The 18,802-nt window shown below is 46.0% G+C and carries 14 protein-coding genes; 9 read left to right on the top strand and 5 right to left on the bottom strand.

Translation table 11 applies throughout. The annotated features are described in order from the left end of the window. The first annotated feature begins 68 nt into the window (after nt 1-68). Together A6049_RS04745 and A6049_RS04750 are read left to right on the top strand one after the other, a co-directional pair. Complete coding sequence (locus tag A6049_RS04745) at nt 69-1,544, top strand: glycoside hydrolase family 32 protein (RefSeq protein ID WP_063563503.1); 1,476 nt, start codon at nt 69-71, stop codon at nt 1,542-1,544. Nucleotides 1,545-1,570: 26 nt separating this feature from the next. Continuing rightward, nucleotides 1,571-3,538: a sucrose-specific PTS transporter subunit IIBC gene (locus A6049_RS04750; RefSeq protein ID WP_063563504.1), complete on the top strand. Its 1,968-nt coding sequence runs from the start codon at nt 1,571-1,573 to the stop codon at nt 3,536-3,538. A gap of 105 nt (nt 3,539-3,643) precedes the next feature. Here A6049_RS04750 and A6049_RS04755 read toward each other — a convergent pair whose 3' ends face one another. After that, nucleotides 3,644-4,090 (bottom strand): hypothetical protein, encoded by a 447-nt coding sequence (locus A6049_RS04755; RefSeq protein ID WP_063563505.1) that lies wholly within the window; start codon nt 4,088-4,090, stop codon nt 3,644-3,646. Between the two features lie 421 nt (nt 4,091-4,511). Here A6049_RS04755 and A6049_RS04760 point away from each other — a divergent pair, with 421 nt between their 5' ends. Continuing rightward, nucleotides 4,512-4,907: a hypothetical protein gene (locus A6049_RS04760; RefSeq protein ID WP_145921896.1), complete on the top strand. Its 396-nt coding sequence runs from the start codon at nt 4,512-4,514 to the stop codon at nt 4,905-4,907. A gap of 137 nt (nt 4,908-5,044) precedes the next feature. Here the strand turns inward: A6049_RS04760 and A6049_RS04765 are convergent, their stop codons facing one another. Next, nucleotides 5,045-6,769 carry a cellulase family glycosylhydrolase gene (locus A6049_RS04765; RefSeq protein WP_095205964.1) on the bottom strand — a complete coding sequence of 575 codons (1,725 nt, stop codon included), beginning with the start codon at nt 6,767-6,769 and terminating at the stop codon, nt 5,045-5,047. A 622-nt stretch (nt 6,770-7,391) separates the two neighbouring features. Here A6049_RS04765 and A6049_RS04770 point away from each other — a divergent pair. The 3 genes from A6049_RS04770 (at nt 7,392) to A6049_RS04780 (ending at nt 12,055) form a co-directional block, all read left to right on the top strand. Next, nucleotides 7,392-8,834 carry a 6-phospho-beta-glucosidase gene (locus A6049_RS04770; RefSeq protein WP_063563508.1) on the top strand — a complete coding sequence of 481 codons (1,443 nt, stop codon included), beginning with the start codon at nt 7,392-7,394 and terminating at the stop codon, nt 8,832-8,834. A gap of 286 nt (nt 8,835-9,120) precedes the next feature. Beyond that, nucleotides 9,121-9,951, top strand: coding sequence for a BglG family transcription antiterminator LicT (gene licT, locus A6049_RS04775; protein WP_063563627.1), 831 nt, complete (start codon nt 9,121-9,123; stop codon nt 9,949-9,951). A gap of 214 nt (nt 9,952-10,165) precedes the next feature. Beyond that, complete coding sequence (locus A6049_RS04780; RefSeq protein WP_063563509.1) at nt 10,166-12,055, top strand: beta-glucoside-specific PTS transporter subunit IIABC; 1,890 nt, start codon at nt 10,166-10,168, stop codon at nt 12,053-12,055. Nucleotides 12,056-12,125: 70 nt separating this feature from the next. Here the strand turns inward: A6049_RS04780 and A6049_RS04785 are convergent, their stop codons facing one another. The 3 genes from A6049_RS04785 to A6049_RS04795 all read right to left on the bottom strand — a co-directional run bounded on the left by A6049_RS04785 (nt 12,126) and on the right by A6049_RS04795 (nt 15,558). Continuing rightward, entirely contained in the window at nt 12,126-13,673 is a 1,548-nt protein-coding gene (locus A6049_RS04785) for a helix-turn-helix domain-containing protein (protein WP_063563510.1), read from the bottom strand. A 90-nt stretch (nt 13,674-13,763) separates the two neighbouring features. Continuing rightward, nucleotides 13,764-14,771 (bottom strand): ABC transporter substrate-binding protein, encoded by a 1,008-nt coding sequence (locus tag A6049_RS04790; protein ID WP_161490546.1) that lies wholly within the window; start codon nt 14,769-14,771, stop codon nt 13,764-13,766. A gap of 196 nt (nt 14,772-14,967) precedes the next feature. After that, nucleotides 14,968-15,558 (bottom strand): biotin transporter BioY, encoded by a 591-nt coding sequence (locus tag A6049_RS04795; RefSeq protein ID WP_063563511.1) that lies wholly within the window; start codon nt 15,556-15,558, stop codon nt 14,968-14,970. A 130-nt stretch (nt 15,559-15,688) separates the two neighbouring features. Between A6049_RS04795 and A6049_RS04800 the strand changes: the two genes are divergently transcribed. The 3 genes from A6049_RS04800 to A6049_RS04810 all read left to right on the top strand — a co-directional run bounded on the left by A6049_RS04800 (nt 15,689) and on the right by A6049_RS04810 (nt 18,673). Then, entirely contained in the window at nt 15,689-16,534 is an 846-nt protein-coding gene (locus tag A6049_RS04800; protein WP_161490547.1) for an ATP-binding cassette domain-containing protein, read from the top strand. Next, nucleotides 16,519-18,270: an ATP-binding cassette domain-containing protein gene (locus tag A6049_RS04805; RefSeq protein ID WP_063563513.1), complete on the top strand. Its 1,752-nt coding sequence runs from the start codon at nt 16,519-16,521 to the stop codon at nt 18,268-18,270. The genes A6049_RS04800 and A6049_RS04805 overlap by 16 nt, the downstream gene beginning before the upstream one ends. A gap of 97 nt (nt 18,271-18,367) precedes the next feature. Further along, nucleotides 18,368-18,673: a hypothetical protein gene (locus tag A6049_RS04810; RefSeq protein WP_063563514.1), complete on the top strand. Its 306-nt coding sequence runs from the start codon at nt 18,368-18,370 to the stop codon at nt 18,671-18,673. Nucleotides 18,674-18,802 lie beyond the last annotated feature (129 nt).

Raw genomic sequence — 18,802 nt, forward strand, 5'->3', positions numbered from 1 at the left:
TTTGAGCGTGTTGGAACCGGTTCCTCTAATTTAGGTTTTACTTTTCGCTAGGATGGAGAACACTTTTTATGAAAATGACTAGAGAGCAACGCTACAGACGAATCGAACAGGCAGAGCCTGGAGAAATAGGCAAGCTGGAAGCTTTGATCTCTGCTTGTCCGTGGAGACAGCATTACCATATCCAGCCGATAACCGGACTGCTTAACGATCCTAACGGATTCTCTTATTATCAGGGATATTATCATCTGTTCTATCAGTGGTTCCCGCTCGGGACCGAGCATGGAATGAAGTATTGGTACCATACCCGTTCAACGGATCTGGTGCACTGGGAAGAAGTCGGAATCGGAATCGAGCCGGGCGACACATATGACTCACACGGGGCATATTCGGGCAGTGCTATTGAAAAAGATGGCCAGCTCAATCTGCTATACACAGGTAATACAAGAGATGAGGACTGGATCAGGCATCCGTATCAGTGTCTGGCGATTATGCATGAAAGCGGTTCAATAACCAAAGTGCATCAACCTGTGATCTCTGAAGTACCTTCTGGCTACACGGAACATTTCAGAGACCCCAAGGTTTGGCAGCAAGGTGACACGTATTATTGTGTGATTGGAGCCCAGCGTGTAGATGAAACGGGATGCACCGTATTATATCGCTCGTCAGATCTCAGAAACTGGACGTTTCTTGGAGAGATTCATACTGGGCTACCTAACTTTGGTTACATGTGGGAGTGCCCCGATTATATGGAGATGCAGGGTAAGGGTGTGCTGATCTTTTCGCCACAAGGAATAGAGAGTCAGGGAGATGAGTATCACAACATTTTTCAGTCGGGCTATCTGATTGGCGAACCACTGGATCTTCAGACAAGGCACTTCGACCATGGTCCGTTTCAGGAGCTGGATCGTGGATTTGATTTTTATGCCCCGCAGACGATGCAGGCGCCAGATGGAAGACGAATTTTGGTAGGCTGGATGGGACTTCCCGATTTGGAGTATCCGACAGATAAGAGTGGATGGGCACATTGCCTAACAATTCCGCGGCAGTTGTCACTCCGGGAGGGGAAATTAATTCAGCAGCCAGTCTCTGAAATGGTGAAGCTGCGTGGGGATTCTGAAGGGACTCACATGGAATTCACAATGGATCATGAGACTCGATCTTTCGCAGACTTTGCTGGAATGGCTTATGAATTGGAATGTGAAATCCGTAATTTTGACGCAGAGGTTGTAGGCATTGAATTGCGGGCGAGTGCAGAAGAGAAGACCGTGTTGCAGTATGATCGGTTGACTCAGAAAGTAACCCTGAATCGTTCGCAGTCAGGCGCCACGCTCGCGGATCAGAACGGGAATATTCGGCGCTGCGCATTGAATGCAGACGTGCTGAAGTTCCATATCTTTGTGGATTCTTCTTCTGTTGAGATCTTTGTCAATGATGGAGAAGAGGTATTCACAAGCCGTATCTTCCCAAGCAAGGAAAGTGTGGAGATTCGCTTCTTTGCACATGAAGGCAAGGCAGGATTTCAGGCATCAAAATGGGATTATTAGATATAACGTGAGAGGAATGAAGAACCATGTCGGATAATCAGCAGATTGCCCAGGACGTTATTCGTGCCATCGGGGGCAAAGAAAATATCGCATCATTTGCACACTGTGCAACACGTCTTCGGATCATGGTGAATGACAAGGACAAGATTGATCAGAAGCAGGTCGAGAACATCGACAAAGTGAAAGGGGCCTTTTTCAACTCGGGCCAGTATCAGATCATTTTTGGAACAGGAACAGTGAACCGGATATTTGAAGAGGTTGAGAAGCTGGGCATCGAAGGGTCTTCCAAGGAAGACGTGAAGAGTCAGGGCAAAAAGGAAGGCAATGCTTTTCAACGGGCCATTCGCACGTTTGGTGACGTTTTTGTACCGATTATTCCTGTGCTGGTCGCAACGGGGCTCTTCATGGGTCTGCGCGGGCTGCTCACTCAAAATGAAATTCTATCGCTATTTGGTGCAACACCGGAGGACATTTCGCCCAATTTCTTATTATTTACTCAAATCCTGACGGACACGGCATTTGCATTTCTGCCTGCACTTGTAGCCTGGTCTGCGTTCCGCGTGTTTGGCGGGAGTCCGGTTCTCGGCATCGTTTTGGGTCTAATGCTTGTGAATCCGGCGCTTCCGAATGCATACGCTGTGGCCGATGGATCAGCACAACCGCTGCATATGTTCGGATTCATACCGGTGGTCGGGTATCAGGGTTCCGTACTGCCTGCGTTCTTCGTCGGATTGATCGGAGCGAAGTTTGAGAAGGTTCTAAGAAGACGCGTGCCAGAGGCGCTCGACTTAATTCTTACCCCTTTTATTACACTGACGGTCATGATTACACTTGGTCTCTTCGCGATTGGTCCGGTTTTCCATTCCCTGGAGGAGTGGGTTCTGCATGGAACAACAGCCGTATTGGGACTGCCATTTGGTATTGCGGGTATTATTATTGGTTTTTTCCATCAAATTATTGTTGTTACCGGTGTACATCACATCTTTAACTTTCTGGAGATTCAATTGCTGGAGAAAACGGGCTTTAATCCGTTCAACGCGATTATTACATGCGCTATGGCTGCGCAAGGAGCAGCTTGTCTGGCGGTGGGGTTGAAGACCAAAAATACAAAGCTGAAAGCACTCGCACTGCCTTCGTCATTCTCTGCATTTCTAGGGATTACCGAACCTGCTATCTTCGGGGTTAACTTGCGGTATATGAAACCGTTTATCATGGGCCTTGTCGGAGGCGCTGTCGGTGGATTTATCGCGTCATTGTTCCATTTGCAAGGTACAGGTATGGCGGTGACGGTTATTCCGGGCACCCTGCTGTATTTGAATAGTCAATTGCCTTTGTACATTTTGTCCAACGTGGTGGCCATGGGAATTGCATTTGCACTTACCTGGTTCTTCGGATATAAGGATCAGCCGGTTGCGGAGGAAGTTCCGAGCAATGCTGGAGATGAGAGCAAGACGGAAGTTCTGTCGCAAAAGTCAAACTCCTCTGCCAGCCAGGCCGCTAACCATCGCACCAAGGTAGATTTGTTGGAAATTGCATCACCGATCACAGGCACAGCTGTTGCTTTGGAGCAGGTTCCTGATCCTGCATTCTCGGAAAAGCATATGGGAGAAGGGATCGCTATCGAGCCTTCTGAGGGCAAAGTATTTGCACCTTTTGACGGCGTCATCGCTCATGTGATGAATAAAAGCAAACATGCCGTAATCCTGGAACATGAAACCGGTGTTCAGATGCTTGTGCATATTGGAATTAATACCGTTGGACTGAAGGGTGAAGGTTTTACCGCATATGTGAATAGCGGAGACACCGTAACCGCAGGTCAACTGTTGATTGAATTTGACATGGAAGCGATCCAGGCTGCCGGGCTGCCATTGATTACACCTGTGCTCATCCCGAATGGGAACGAAAAGATCGAACAGGTGATGCCAACTACGACCGGCCCTGTTCAAGCTAATGGAGAAGCACTAATCGTTGTGAAATTTACTGAACCGCAATAAGCGTAAACTTTTGAAAAAGACAGGTCGAAAAATGCAAAAAGACCCGGTGTATATCACCAGGGTTTCTTTGCATTTTTATGTATCTTTTCTTCTAAACGGAAGGTGTCAAAAAGAATAATACGTCAGTGCGTATTGCATCATAAAGGCACGAATTTCTTCCCGGTTTAACATCACATCAGATGTGCTGGCTTGCTCCAGGTTAAGAAGCAAATTGCTGACGGCTTCATGCAGGAAAAGCATGCGTTCATTTCCCCATAGCTCTTGATGCTTCTGGATATAATGCATGACCTGTGACAGCTCCATACCTTTTAAGGCCCTGAACACCGAAGCCCATTTTACCAGATCAGAGGGATGGGAGCCCACAGGCAATTCAAATTCGGCAAAACCATGAACATTCCCACATGAGATTTTGAACAATCCACAGTAGCAGGATGAACGTTCCTGCGCTATGAAAGGTAATTTTCGCATATCGTACCGAATAATCTCCATGGAACTAATTCGGGTATCAACACGAATCTCCGTTCGAATTTCCACATCACAATCTGCAATCACACGCTCCAACCTCCATAGGCAAAATCATCTTATTGTTTTCTATTGTTTTTGTTATCCTGCCGATTATATTACGACTGAATACAGCTCAAGTAAAATCAACCGGAATGGATATACGCCTGATTTTCCGATTTTTGGTATAAAATTCACACATGTAAGCGATTAACAAGAGATATATCTTCGTTTTGGACTCCATTATCTCGATTTTTTCTTCCCCTCATGACAGACCGAGCAACATGCCGCATGACTGCGAAAAGAGGAGATTAGGCAAGAATTGCTCACCAGAATTGCCTGGAATCGATCAGAACGGTGCAGAAATCGGATGCAGTTGAATTGCAGAGATGCAGACAGAGGACTATGATTCGCACATAACGTACTCCAGATGGCATTTGCAGGATCTGATGTGAAGGCGAGGTTGGCAGCAATGGATGAAGCAATGATGGTGGTATCGACAGGACACGGTGAGGCGGGAATGAATTTTGTGGATGTATTATTGAAGAGGGGATTTGCAGTTGTCGTGCTTGTACACAGCGAAGAAGAGGGGGAACAACTCCAGTCGCTTGGTGCAGTCACCGTGCGTTACATTCAGGAAATGGCATTCCGTAATCAGCTTCCGCCAGAATTTGTAGTGAAAAACGCCTTTGTATTCGAAAATAGCTTGCCGCAGTGCTGCCAGGACATTGAGCTGTGTCGCAGCTTGTGTCCGCAACAACTCTATGTCGTTTCTACCAACAGGGCACCTGTTGGGCTTGTTTATAAAGGTCTGGGAGCAACATATGTCATTCACAGCCGGAGTGGAGATGTTTCATTTTTATTGTAAAGGCACTGATAGTGGGTTCTCGTCGCCAGTCAGATTAACCAAGGATAATAATGAAAAACGTTCTGCCCAGAGCCTCTTGCCCTGGACAGAACGTTTCGTGAATTCCAATATGCTGTAGATTGAGTTGTAAAATCCAATTAGGAAGAGATTCCGACAACACTGGAACCATTCTTTGTAATTTTGTACGTAATTACTTCTCCACTCCAGAAGTGGAACTTGAGAATGACTTCTCCATTATTCGTTTCGTTGAAGAAGTTTTGTTTCAGTTCAATGACGTTGCTACTATAATTCGGACTGAAAGCGTAGGAAAATTCTTTGAATGAAGTCCAGTTTTGCGGACCCGCGTTTCCGCCACTTGTATAAGTTGCTTCCATGGTGGCCAACTGATTGCCGTTAAAGGTAGTCGGAATCGCAAACGAGCTCGTTGTGCCCGTTACATTGCTCAGTTTAGGCGTGTCATACTTGACGATATTCAGGTTCCAGTTTGCACCTTTGTTGAATTTGACGGTCAACTTGGCATTAACCCCAAGATTGCCTGAGGTGGTCAGTCTGGTTAACAGGCTTGATTTCAATGTCAGCACATCACCACTGATCGTGTAATCTGTACCTTGAACAAGGGTAGTGCTGCCATTAGCAAGAGAGCTAAATGTATTGCCATTGAGATTCAGTTTTACTGTTTTATCCTGAATTGCAGCCCCTTTTTTCAGATAAACCAGATCAGATTCAGCTGTGGAGGAACGACCTGTCCAGCTTGCTTTCATTGTGTTATACAGATCCTGGTCAGACCAGGTGAAGCTGGTACGGCCAAAATGCTGTCCATTATCCCATAACATGGTGGTCATCTGTTTCTGACGCAGGTATTGGCCGATAAATTCGAAGAATTTCAGTTTCTCACCTTGCTCGATGACACCTGTGTGCTGATCAAAGCCGAGTAAGCCATACTCACCGACGATAACCGGAATACCTTTGGCTGTGAATTCATTGTACACTCGGTCAAATGTAGTCGTAATATCCTGTTGCACTTCAGCATTATATTTGGTGTAACCTGCGATATTCACACTGAATGGCCAGAAACCATAGTAGTGAACGGTAGCGATAATGTTAGGGTCATTTAATTTCGCAATTGTCTGAGATAATGCATCGAGATCTGGTTGAGCGGAAGAAGTATGCATCGTTGGGAGGACCAATGGACGTGTTGCATTGTTGCCGCCGGATGCTCTCACGATGTTATGAAAAGATACATTCAACTCATCCAGCAAAGCATACGCTGTAGCGGTATTCGTTGTACCACCTTCGGTGAAGCGTGGTTCATTTACACTTTCGAACATCAGCTTAGTAGATGAGTTTTTGAATTTGTTTGCAATTTGAGTCCAGGCAGAGTTGTAACGTGCAAGGACATTGGCATGGTCATTCTCCATATAGCTGATCCACTGCCATGAATCGTGATGGATATTGATCATGACATACAGATTGGCATCAAGCGCCCAGTTTACAACCTGTTGTACACGGTTCATGTAAGCGGTATCAATAGTGTAGTTAGGAGCTCCGCCTATATGAGCTTGCCAGGTCACTGGAATACGAATACTCTTATAGCCTTGATTAGCGATATTTTGAATCAGTTGCTGAGTAATTAGCGGGTTACCCCATGCCGTCTCATCTGCACCAACAGCGTCCAGCGAGTTACCCAGATTCCAGCCCGGCTCCATCGCAGTGACATAAGACTGAATATTGGTTGGAGCAGTGGCTGCACTTGCCTGAATCGAGTTATCAGTAGCAGCAGAAGCGATGGTGGATGAGAAGAGGGACAGGATCATCGCAGTCACGAGCGTGAGTGAGAGAGCCGATTTGCGGTTGTTTTTCATTAACATATTCTCCTTTGAGTTATAATCGTTGAACTAAAATAGAATGCTTGCAAAGATTGGCAATAAAGCTCAACAAAAAACAAGCCGTAAGCTTGTTAAAAACGCGGATCACCTCCAAATCAAAATTACTGAAAGCGTTTTCTGAATTGAAATATATCATGCTTTAATAGAAGATAATACCAGTATAATTGGTTGATATTTCATATAAAAATTAGTGGTTATTACAATTTTGGAATATTATATGTGGTGCACGAAACGGGTTTTTTTGCATGAAAAACCTCCGTGGACAATAGCATGAACTCTACTTGAGATCGATTACTGATCCTTCTAGTCTTCGCTTAGTATTCGATGCGTCTTCGAATGTTGCAGGGACAACGTTCCATGCAGATGCAGAATATATATCACGCTTATTAAATTGACAATGGCCCTAATTCTTGCTAAAGTTTTATCCAATCCGCATAATTGTGATCTGGGAATGTTACCGATATGGGCATAACCTGAGCTGGCTTGTATACACTGCAACGTGTATCCGGGCTGGTTCGGGTTTTTTCTATTTTGTTTTTTTAATGTTTCTTGCGATTTGAGCGGATAACAGAATTACATATTTGGAAGGAGAATACGGATGACTAATTTTAAGTTTCCCAAAGACTTTTTGTGGGGTGGAGCCATTGCTGCCAATCAGGCAGAGGGTGCTTATCTGGAAGATGGCAAAGGGCTGAGCATTGTTGACTTGCTGCCGACAGGAGAGAATCGCAGAAGCATCATGAAGGGTAATGTCCTTGCATTAACCCCGCTGGAAACCGAGTTTTATCCTTCGCATGAAGCGATTGATTTCTACCATCGTTATCCCGAGGATATCGCGCTGTTTGCCGAGATGGGCTTCAAAGCGCTGCGTGTATCCATTTCCTGGGCGCGGATTTTCCCAACCGGAGAAGATGCACAGCCGAATGAAGCGGGTTTGCAGTTTTATGATCGATTATTCGATGAACTGTTGATGCATGGTATCGAGCCTGTAGTAACACTTGCTCACTTCGATGTACCGGTTAATCTGATTGAGAAATATGGCAGCTGGAGAAGCCGTGAGTTGGTGACTCTGTTCGAAACCTACGCGAAAACCGTATTCAGCCGTTACAAGGACAAGGTGAAATACTGGATGACGTTCAATGAAATTAATATGCTGCTTCATCTGCCATTCCTTGGTGCGGGTCTGGTTTTCAAGGATGGCGATCATGTGAAAGAGATTCAGTATCAGGCAGCGCACCATCAATTGGTGGCCAGTGCACTGGCGGTTAAAGCCTGTCACGAGATCATCCCGGGCGCAATGATCGGCTGTATGCTTGCGGCAGGAAGCTTTTATCCTTATACCTGTAATCCGGATGATGTGTTCCAGGGCATGGAGAAAGACAGGGAGTCTTATTTCTTCATTGATGTTCAGTCGCGTGGAGAGTACCCGGGCTATGCCAAACGTTTCTTCAAGGATCATGGGTTGAATATTAACATGCAGCCTGGTGATGCGGTAATTCTGAAAAACCATACGGTTGATTATATCGGATTTAGTTATTATTCAAGTCGTACAACCTCCACAGACCCGGAAGTCGTCAAAAACATGACGAGCGGCAATGTATTTGGTTCTGTAGCGAATCCATATTTGGCAAAATCGGAATGGGGCTGGACGATTGATCCCAAAGGCATCCGTATTACAGCCAATCAACTGCACGACCGATATCAAAAACCGCTGTTTGTTGTAGAGAATGGATTTGGAGCCAATGACGTGGTTACCCCTGAAGGTGAGGTTGATGATGCGTACCGGATTGATTATCTGAAACGCCATGTTGCCGAGATGGGTGAAGCTATTCAGGATGGTGTAGAGATCATTGGTTATACAAGCTGGGGGCCAATTGATATTGTCAGCGCTTCTTCAGGAGAGATGAGAAAACGTTATGGTTACATCTATGTGGACCGTGACAATGAAGGTAAGGGTGACTTGAAGCGGATCAAGAAAAAGAGCTTCCATTGGTACAAAAATGTGATTGAATCAGATGGCAGCAATTTAGAACAGGAATAAGCAGGGAAAAAACAGGGACATTCTCCATGATCATATCGGAAGGACCACTTTTCATGGAACTTCCGATTGTCCCCTCGTTGAAAGCGTTGACATTTGTGTCTCTTCGCGCTATACTTGACGCAATTATATCGTTTTGGGATTGTTACTACTTGAAGTAGGCAAAACCTAAGCACCAAAAAAACAGACGTACATGTCTTGTTTATTTTGTGATGCTTCAGGTTTTTTTTGTATGCCCAAAAGGCGATGTATGATTGCCAAGAGAGTGGATCGTGACGGGGGGATTGAAGTGAAAATAGCAAAGGTTATCAACAATAACGTCATTAGCATCTATCAGGCGGATGGAGCAGAGCTTGTAGTGATGGGGCGTGGGATTGCCTTTAAGAAAAAGCTCGGGGATAAAGTAGACGAGACCCGCATCCAGAAAGTATTTGCGCTTAAAAACAAGCAGACATCCGACAATTTCAAAATGTTGCTGCGCGAAGTGCCAATGGAACTGATCGAAATTGTGGAAGAAATTATTACCTACGCTAGAGAGAATCTGGGCCGTAACCTGAATGAAAATATTTATGTTTCTTTGACAGATCATATTAACTTTGCGATTGAACGATATCGTGAAGGAGTTGAAATCAAGAATGCACTGATGTGGGAAATCAAACAGCTGTACAAGGCTGAGTTCGGACTGGGTCTGAAAACGCTGGAGCAGATTAAGTCCAGACTTCATATCGAGCTTCCACCGGATGAAGCAGCGTATATTGCCCTGCATATTGTCAATGCGGAGATGAATGAAGAAGTCATTACAACGATGAACATCACGAAGTTTATTCAGCAGATTATTAATATAGCGAAGTATCACTTCAAGATGGAATTCGATGAAGAGTCTCTCAGCTATTTTCGCTTCATTACGCATCTGAAATTCTTCTCCCAGAGGGTATTAAGCGGGACGCATTATGACAATAATTATGACCACTTTTACGACATGATCAAAGAGAAGCACCCGGAAGCGGCGGCATGTACGGAGAAAATCGAAATGTTCGTCAACAAGGAATATAACCATCAGCTTACCAACGAAGAGAAATTGTATCTGACCGTCCACATTGAACGGGTCGTTAATCGATAATAATTAAAATGTTGACAAATTTGGTTAAATCATAATAATATGAGATTAACAGGAATTTAATACGATTTAACTGGGATTGTTACTGGTTATGCAGGCAAAACCTAAGTCATGAGAAGGCAGGACCAATGTGTCCAAACCTTACTCAAGGCTTAGGTTTTTTGCGTGCAAAAAAATCGGTAAGGTGCCTGTTTTAGTAAATATGGGGGTGCACATCATGAGTCAGGAAAAACTCGCAAAAGAGATCGTCGAGCTGGTCGGCGGCGAAAAGAATGTGGTATCACTGGTACATTGCGCAACACGTTTGCGGTTTGTATTGAAGGATGACGCGAAGGCAAACAAAGCCAAGCTAGAAAAGACAGAAGGAATCATCGCAGTCAAGGAAAATGGGGGTCAGTTTCAGGTGGTCGTGGGCAATAAGGTGCCTGAGGTATATAGCGCCATTGGTCAGATCAGCAACATTTTGGATGACTCTTCCGAAAAGGAAAAGCCGAAGAAGTCCGCGAAAGGTTTAGGCGGCATTATCGATGTGATTTCCAGTATTTTTGCACCGCTGCTAGGCGTTATGGCGGGAGCCGGTATCTTGAAAGGGCTGCTGCTCATTGCAAGCAATGTCGGCTGGCTGGAAACAACGGAAACCACGTATAAGATCTTATTTGCAGCAGCAGACAGCCTGTTTTATTTCTTGCCTTTGCTGTTAGCGGTTACAACCGCTCGCAAATTCCAGGGTAACATGTTTGTAGCAATGACCATTGCTGGCGCATTAATCTATCCTTCCATCGTCACGCTCAAGGCGGAGGGAACGCCAACCGATTTCTTCGGTATTCCTGTCATTTTGATGAATTATTCATCTACCGTTATCCCTATTATTCTGGCAGTCATCGTTATGAGCAAATTGGAGAAATTCTTCAATAAAGTTCTTCACGAAAGTGTGAAAAATTTTGTCACTCCATTATTTTTGCTTGTTATTATGGTACCTCTTACCTTGCTCGTATTCGGTCCATTTGGAGTGTATGTAGGTAATGCCATTGCATCAGGACTTGTGGCCGCCTTTGGATTCAGTCCTCTATTAGCAGGAGCAGTTATGGGTGCAAGCTGGCAGCTGCTCGTTATTTTCGGAATTCACTGGGGACTCATTCCCGTATTTATTAACAACGTTGCTGTATATGGACGCGATGGTGTCAAACCGGCTGCGACGGCTTCCATCTTCGCACAGACCGGAGCTGCATTCGGCGTTATGTTGAAAACCAAAAATAAGAAGCTGAAAACGCTGGCGGGTTCATCGACATTGACGGCCTTGTTCGGGATTACCGAGCCTGCCATCTATGGTGTCACTCTGCCACTCAAACGTCCATTCATCGCAGGAGTGATCGGGGGTGCTGTTGGTGGGGCCATCATTGGTCAGGCAGGTACTCAGGCATTTGCTTCGGGCGCTCCAGGATTACTGACTTTGCCTATCTTCTATGGACCAGGTGGAGAGGGCTTCCCTGGACTGATTCTTGGGATCTGTGTATCCTTTGTTGTTTCGGCTGCATTGACGTACATTATGGGATTCAAAGATCCGGTGGAAGAGGAAGAACAAGAAAAAAGCACGGAATCCACCAATGCATCAGTAAGAACAGCGGATTCCTTGGATCAAGAAGTTCTTAGCCCGATTGAGGGAACCATTGTTGAACTGACTGAGGTGCCAGATCCGGCATTTTCATCCGGCGCGATGGGCAAAGGCATTGCGATTGAGCCAGCAGTTGGCCGAGTCGTTGCTCCTTTTGACGGTACTATTACCGTGGCTTTCAAAAAGAAACATGCCCTAGCTGTTGTATCGGATACAGGTGCGGAGATTTTGGTTCATGTTGGGGTGGATACCGTCAAGCTCGATGGTCAGCACTTTACATCACATATTCAGGAAGGTGATCGGGTTAAAGCAGGAGATTTGCTGCTGGAATTCGATATCGCTGCAATCAAGGCCGCTGGTTATCATACGGTAACCCCTATAATTGTAACGAATTCTGCGAATTATGAGGAAGTGGTTCCTTTGACTACGGGACAAGTTCGGGTTCAAGAGCCTTTACTTACCCTGTATGGAGGAAAGGGACAGGAACAAGAGTAAAAATAACAAAAGCCGTGTCCGACGTGGAACAGAACGATTTCTGTTTACGTGGACGCGGCTTTTTTTGCTGTTACCCAATCAAATTCATCAGATCCTGAACCTGTCCCATCATGGAGATTGGATCTTCCCGAAGCCAGTCTTCCGTCATACGGTAAACCTGACCGTTCTGCACTGCCGGAAGCTGCTGCCAATACTTGCTGCGTTCAAGCTGTTCAAACTGTCTGATGGATTCCGGGTCGCCCGACACAACGATAAAGAGATGATCACCCGCATACTTATGCAATTGATCCAAAGGAATATCTTCTTTGAACGGATGAGATTTATTTTGCTGGGCTGCCAGCACCGGAGCAGGTGGTTTTAATTGCAAATCACGATATAACACACCTACGTCGTAGTAGACCTGGAAGGTAGCGGGAAGTCCTCTCATCCAGAAGAATGAAACTGTTTGGTCACCATCTTGAAGAGGAGACAAGACTCTTTGGGTTTCCTTGATCTTGTTCATATAGCTTTCCATCCAGGCTTCTGCCACAGATGTCCTTCCAGTCAAATCCGCAATAAGACGAAAGCGTTCAAAGAAGGGCAGGGACCAGGGAACATCCAGTGTAGGAGCAATTTTGGAGTATTCGGCATAATGATGCCCGTTAAAAGTCACGATGAGATCGGGTTTCAGCTCCGATATCTTATCCATATATGGCGTTACCACGGAATTTCCAATCGAAGGAACACCTCGCACATGACCCTGGTAATAACGGCAGTCTAGCAATTGGTAAGGTGCACCAATCGGTGTTATGCCGAGCGCCAGCAGCTCACCCAGGAACTGAAAGGAGGCGACACGCATTGTATGCTTTCTTAAATGAATATATAAACGCGGCGATACACCGGTATATTGCTTGAAGCTGCGACTGAAATGAAAAGGATCGCGGAATCCGATGTGTCCTGCAATTTCCTGAATCGAATCGTTTGATTCCAGCAGACGTTTTTTGGCACGATTCATTCGCAAGGCATTCAAATATTGGATAGGGCTCTGTCCGGTGTGCTCACGAAAAAGACGTGAAAAATGGCGTGTGGATAGCCCAGTCTCTGCGGCAAGTTGATCCAAAGTATAGTCAAGTGTAACGGATTGTTCCAACCGTTGAAGGAGTGTATCTACGGCCTGTATGCTGCGATACTCTTTATCCATCGTGTCGGCTTTCATGGCTAGTAAAATCAATTCCTGAAACAGCACATGTTTGCTGTAGTTTTCCTTTTCATCGCAAAGATCCTCCACGGGATGCAGCAAGTGTACCAATTGAATCATGCGAGAAACATGTTCAGGGTATACTTGTCCTTGCGCTAATGCAGCCATTCGGGGCGTACCCTGAACAGTCACGGGCAGAGGTTCGAATTCAACGCTATATACTTGCAGAGGAAGATCTGACAGACTCTCAAGCTGCACTTCCATACCGGGATGAAATAGAAAGCAGTTTCCTGGCATAACCTCAGTCTGTCTATCCATGGAATGGACTTTACCACGCCCTTCGGTGATGATCATCAATGTATGACGGTGTATTGATTTTGTACACGGACCGGATATCGCATCGCAGTATGTCCCTGTAAGTATATAGACCAGCGAAATCATGGTATCCCTCCTCAAAAGCTGAAAAGAAGCTCTTCAGGCAGGATCGCTGAAGAACTTCTCCTCTATTGTATATGATGTGATTAATATCTTTTATTTGGTGAGCAATTGAACGGCATCATCCAATTGAGCACTGAGAGACATCACGTCGTAAGAGAACCATAGGCTCTCATCAACCACGTAAACTTTATTATTTTTGACGGCAGGCAGTGAGTGCCACAACTGGCTATCATCCACCTCTTTCAGGAAATCAGGATCATTATCGAATCTTACCACAAACAGTCGATCTGCTGAAGCATATTCCGGCAGTTTCTCAAGAGAGATGTTGATGCCGAGTTCATGATTCCCTTTTGCCCATTCCTCTTTGACGGTATCCGTCATGTTGAACTTCAGAGCATCATATAAGGTATAACCGACATTAGCGTTCCCGTACACTCTGAGTTGACCTTTTTCAAATCCGCCAATAACCACAACACCGAATGTCTCATCTGGTGAAACGAAGGAAGAAAGCTTGGTCCGTGCCTCTTCGGATTTCTGATTAAATGCTTGAATCCATTCCTCTGCCTGTTCGCTTCTGCCAATAACGTCAGCCACTGACTTGAAATGTTGGAATGCATCGGCACCTTCCCATTGAACAACAACCGTAGGGGCAATCTTGGACAGCTGCTCCAATTGATCCTCATTCCACTCTGCAGCAATGATGAGGTCCGGCTGCAGTTCGAGTGCCTTTTCCAAATTCAGCTTATTGGAGACCCCGATATCTTCGATCCCTTCCAATTGATCTTGAATCGAGACATAGTTGTTAAGCAGATGAGATGCTGCCCCAGCGGGCTTAAGTCCTGCTGCCAGCATTTCCGGTAAATATTGTGTAGTGAGAACACGTTGGGGATGGGCTGGAATCGTTACCTCACGGCCCAGAGCATCCTTATATACGCGAGTTGCCGATTCTAAGGCAGTATCGGTTGACGTTTCTGTCTGCTGTGCAGAATTACCTTCAGTAGAAGGTGATGATGTTTGTTTCCCTTGACCGCAAGCGGAGAGAAGCAAGGTTAGCACAAGGATAATGTACGAAAGCTGGAGTTTATTTGGATGACGCAACATAATAATGAAATCCCCTTTTTCTTTTATAATGATAATCATTATCAATTATTATAGTCAAGACTTCTTTTGAAGAACATGTTGAATATGGACTTGAAGCATGGAAAATATGGACATGACGTTCTGGCACAAAAGAAAATACCTCCAAAAATTAATTTTGGAGGCATTTGTTTCGTTTTATTCACGATCCAATGATGTCCTAAGAATCTGCTCGCACAACCGTTGAGTTCATATTGCCTGTCAGTCGTTGCGGAGGGAAGACCATGCGCACAGGTGCGATGATGATCGCAGCGAACAAGGCTTTGATCAGATCACCGATGATGTAAGGATAGAATCCTTGAATCATCGCTTCGGGTAAAGACATTTTGTAAGCATAGGCCAGCCAAGGAACGCCCGAGACATAGATCAACATTGAACCAAACATCTCAAATACAATAAAGGCCAGGAAATAACCAACGAATCCGTTCAGTTTGATTCTGCTGAGCAATAGTCCAATGAGCAATGCGGAGAAGGGCCACATCATAACATATCCCCCGGTAGGCCCAAGGAGTACTGCAAGTCCGCCTGCGCCATGCAGAAGCGGGAAGCCAATTGCAGTCAGGACCACGACCAAAGCGACACTTAGAAAACCATATAATGGGCCAAGCAGTCCGCCTGCCAGCATAACCGCAAGAGTTTGCAGCGTAATCGGCACAGGAGAGAAACCAATGGGAATACTTATGTAACCAAAAAGAACAAGTATGGCTGCCATCAGTGCGCTGAATACAATACCTCGCAAAGATAATTTCATGTTTGAACATTCCTTTCAATTTTGGTAATCTTATTGTTAACCGATTAAACGGATGTGGTTAACGATTTGGATCGTACCACAAAAGATTCAAAAGGGAAAGGACCAATTTGCGATGCAAGACGTTACACCTTTGATAAAACTAGAGAATGTCCGTGTTCATTATGCGTCGGAGTCAGGACTTGTTCGTAAGGCAGTGGATGGAGTTTCGCTGGAATTAGCTCCGGGAGAATGGATAAGTATTGTGGGAGCCAATGGTAGCGGCAAAAGTACGCTGGCAGGGCTGCTAATCGGATTCACTCCGCTATCCGGTGGGGAAAGGATGGCTTCTTCGGAACTGGTTGTTCGTGGAGTCCTCCAGCAGCCTGATGCGCAGGTACTTGGAGACACCATTGAGGAGGAATTTCATTTTTCCTTATCCTCGCTGCTGGAATCTCCTGATGAACAATTACGACGGAGAGAGCACGCATTACATACGGTAGGACTTGAGCACTCGCCGGAGGCGGCAATATCGATGCTGTCTGGAGGACAGAAGCAGTTGCTTAATATCGCGGTAGCGCTGGCGGCCAAACCGGATGTACTCATTCTGGACGAACCTACGGCCATGCTTGATCCGGGAGCCAGAGAACGAATGGAGGCGGTAGTTCAAGCCATTGTCCAGCAAGGGACGGCGGTAATCTGGATTACGCATCATTTGGAGGAAGCGACGCTGTGCGATCGAATTATTGCCATGGAACAGGGACGCTGTGTTTACGATGGAGTGCCTGCGGCTTTCTTTTATGGAAAAGATAAGGAAGAGACGACGGCTGACGCTGGAAAAGAAGCACAACAACCATCACCCTGCGAACAGCTTGGGCTTGCTCCACCTTTTACAGTGCAGACGGCTCTACTCCTAAAACGGAAAGGTCTGCTGCAACATGCGACACCTCTGCGACCAGAGCAGTTGGTTAAGGAGGTAGCCCTTTGGCAATCGAACTAGAACATGTAGGTATAGCTTCGTCACAGGCTGACAAAAGAGCGCTGCTTCAAGATATCACTGTCCGACTGAACCGTGGCGAAATCACTTTATTGTTAGGCTGCACAGGATCAGGCAAAACCACACTGCTGCAAACGATCGCTGGCCTAAAACCTCCAGATGAGGGTAGTCTCAAGCTGGACGGAGAGCCTTTCTGGCAGAACGGGAAAGTGCCGCAGTCCATTCTGTTGCAAATGGGGTTGGTCTTTCAATTCCCAGAGCAACAGCTGTTCGCCCGAAGCATTGGCCGTGAATTTGCTTATTCCCTGCGTCCATATCGTCTACCGGATGAACAAAAGAAAAAGCAGATTTCCGAAGCGCTTGAGCGCTGGGACTCCCCAGCGGGTCAGGGAGGGGAAGAACGATTCAATTCGAACAGATCACCCTTTGCACTAAGTGGGGGGGAACGGAGAAGACTGGGGCTTGCCTTGGGAACTGCTACGCAGCCTTCATGGCTATTGCTCGATGAACCCAGCGCCGGATTGGAAGCACAAAGTGTGCTTATACTGCTGGATGCTTTGAATCAGCATCGAACTGCAGGTGAGGGAGCCATTGTGGCTACACACGACCTGGACACATTTTTACCGCATGCAGATCGGGTTCTTTTGTTGCAGGAGGGACGTCTAGTTGCTGATCTCACACCAAGGGAACTTCATACAAGGCCAGATCTGCTGGAGCTTGCCGGAATTGGTCTGCCACCCTCCATGCAGCTGGCACAACAATTTGCGGCGGCGGGCATTCATTTTCCTTCTACTGCGTTGACCCCGGAGGAAATGGCTGAAGGTATTGTTCAGTCCGTCAATGAGCCTTTAGAGCAGAAGGTTGATGTTATTGGTAATGAGGATCAATTCACAGATGAAGCGAAGCTTGCCTTTTCAAGCTCCGACACTTTGGGAGGAGAAGGCACACAGGGGGTCATACACACCCACGCAGAATCAGGATCCAACAGAGGATTGTATGGTGCCATGGACCCGCGTCTGAAATGGGTTTTATACATTTTGCTAGTGACCGCTGCGATGCTTCAACACGACTGGTTAGGTCTATCTCTTACGTTGGTGCCAGTCATCTTGGCGCTCGTTATGCTGCCACGGCAGGCTCTGATGGGATGCTTGAAATTAATGAAACCGCTCGTACTGTTCTTTCTCGTATCAACCGCGTTGTCGGGCACAACTCTTTCTACAGAAGGTGGCGGCCTACAGTTCGGATTTTCCCTGATACAGGCGGAGGGGACGTTAATGAATGTCTACCGTTTGTTTATCGTTACGTTAGCAAGTCTTTGGTTTTCACTGACTACGCCTTATGGCCGTATGGTCGAGGGACTGAATTGGGTACTTGGTATCGGCGAAAAAATCAAGCTGCCCGTGTCGTCGTTTGCACTCGCCGTGTCTTTAATCTTTCGTTTTATCCCGATGATCTGGAGTGAATGGCAGCGATTCTCGCTGATCGTCCGGGCACGCGGCAAAGCTGCATTACGACCGAATACGGTACGGGTACGTGATCTTGGCCCAATGGTCATTCCCTTGCTCATGGCGTTGTTTCAGCGTGCAGAAGATATGACGATTGCGATGGAAATGCGGAAAGTTAGAGAGAATTCCCTGCTTGGAGCACGTTCCTCCTTATTGGTATGGTCCAAACGAGATACATGGACTTGCATAATCGGACTTATTGTTTTTGTATTTTATATCTGGATCAGAGATTGAAAAGCAGTGTTTGCCATGGATCATGCATAAATCCTTTCATTTCCGCTCAAAATAAACATGCTTTGATCACCTCGAAGCAGATATGGAGGGACGAACGATGAAGGATAAATTTTTGCAAGAAGAAAGACAAGAATATACCGATGTGTCCACGGTGGAGTCGCAGCGAAATGATATCACACTCGAAGAGTTCCCTGAAGGTCCTTACGGCTCATCTCTAATGTCTGAATCTCTTGGCAAAAGCTCGCCATGGCGAGTGGATCAAAGGACCGCGCATCGTTTCGATTATGAAAATCATGAGCTGCACGAAGGGGAAGTTCGGGATTATCCCGGTCAGGACGTCTACGATGAAACGGTCCCCGATAATGTAACCAAGCCTCAATACCCGGAAGAAGAAGAATTGTAATGACGTATTATATAAAATAGATGATAGCCTTCGGCAGGATTTTCCTGACCGGGGGCTATTTTTAGTTGTACCGTTTATGAAAACAAATCTCCTCAAATTCCACAATATGGGTTATCATAGGCGTAGTTC

Origin of the sequence: Paenibacillus sp. O199 (assembly GCF_001636635.1) — a bacterium.
GTDB lineage: Bacteria > Bacillota > Bacilli > Paenibacillales > Paenibacillaceae > Paenibacillus > Paenibacillus marchantiae.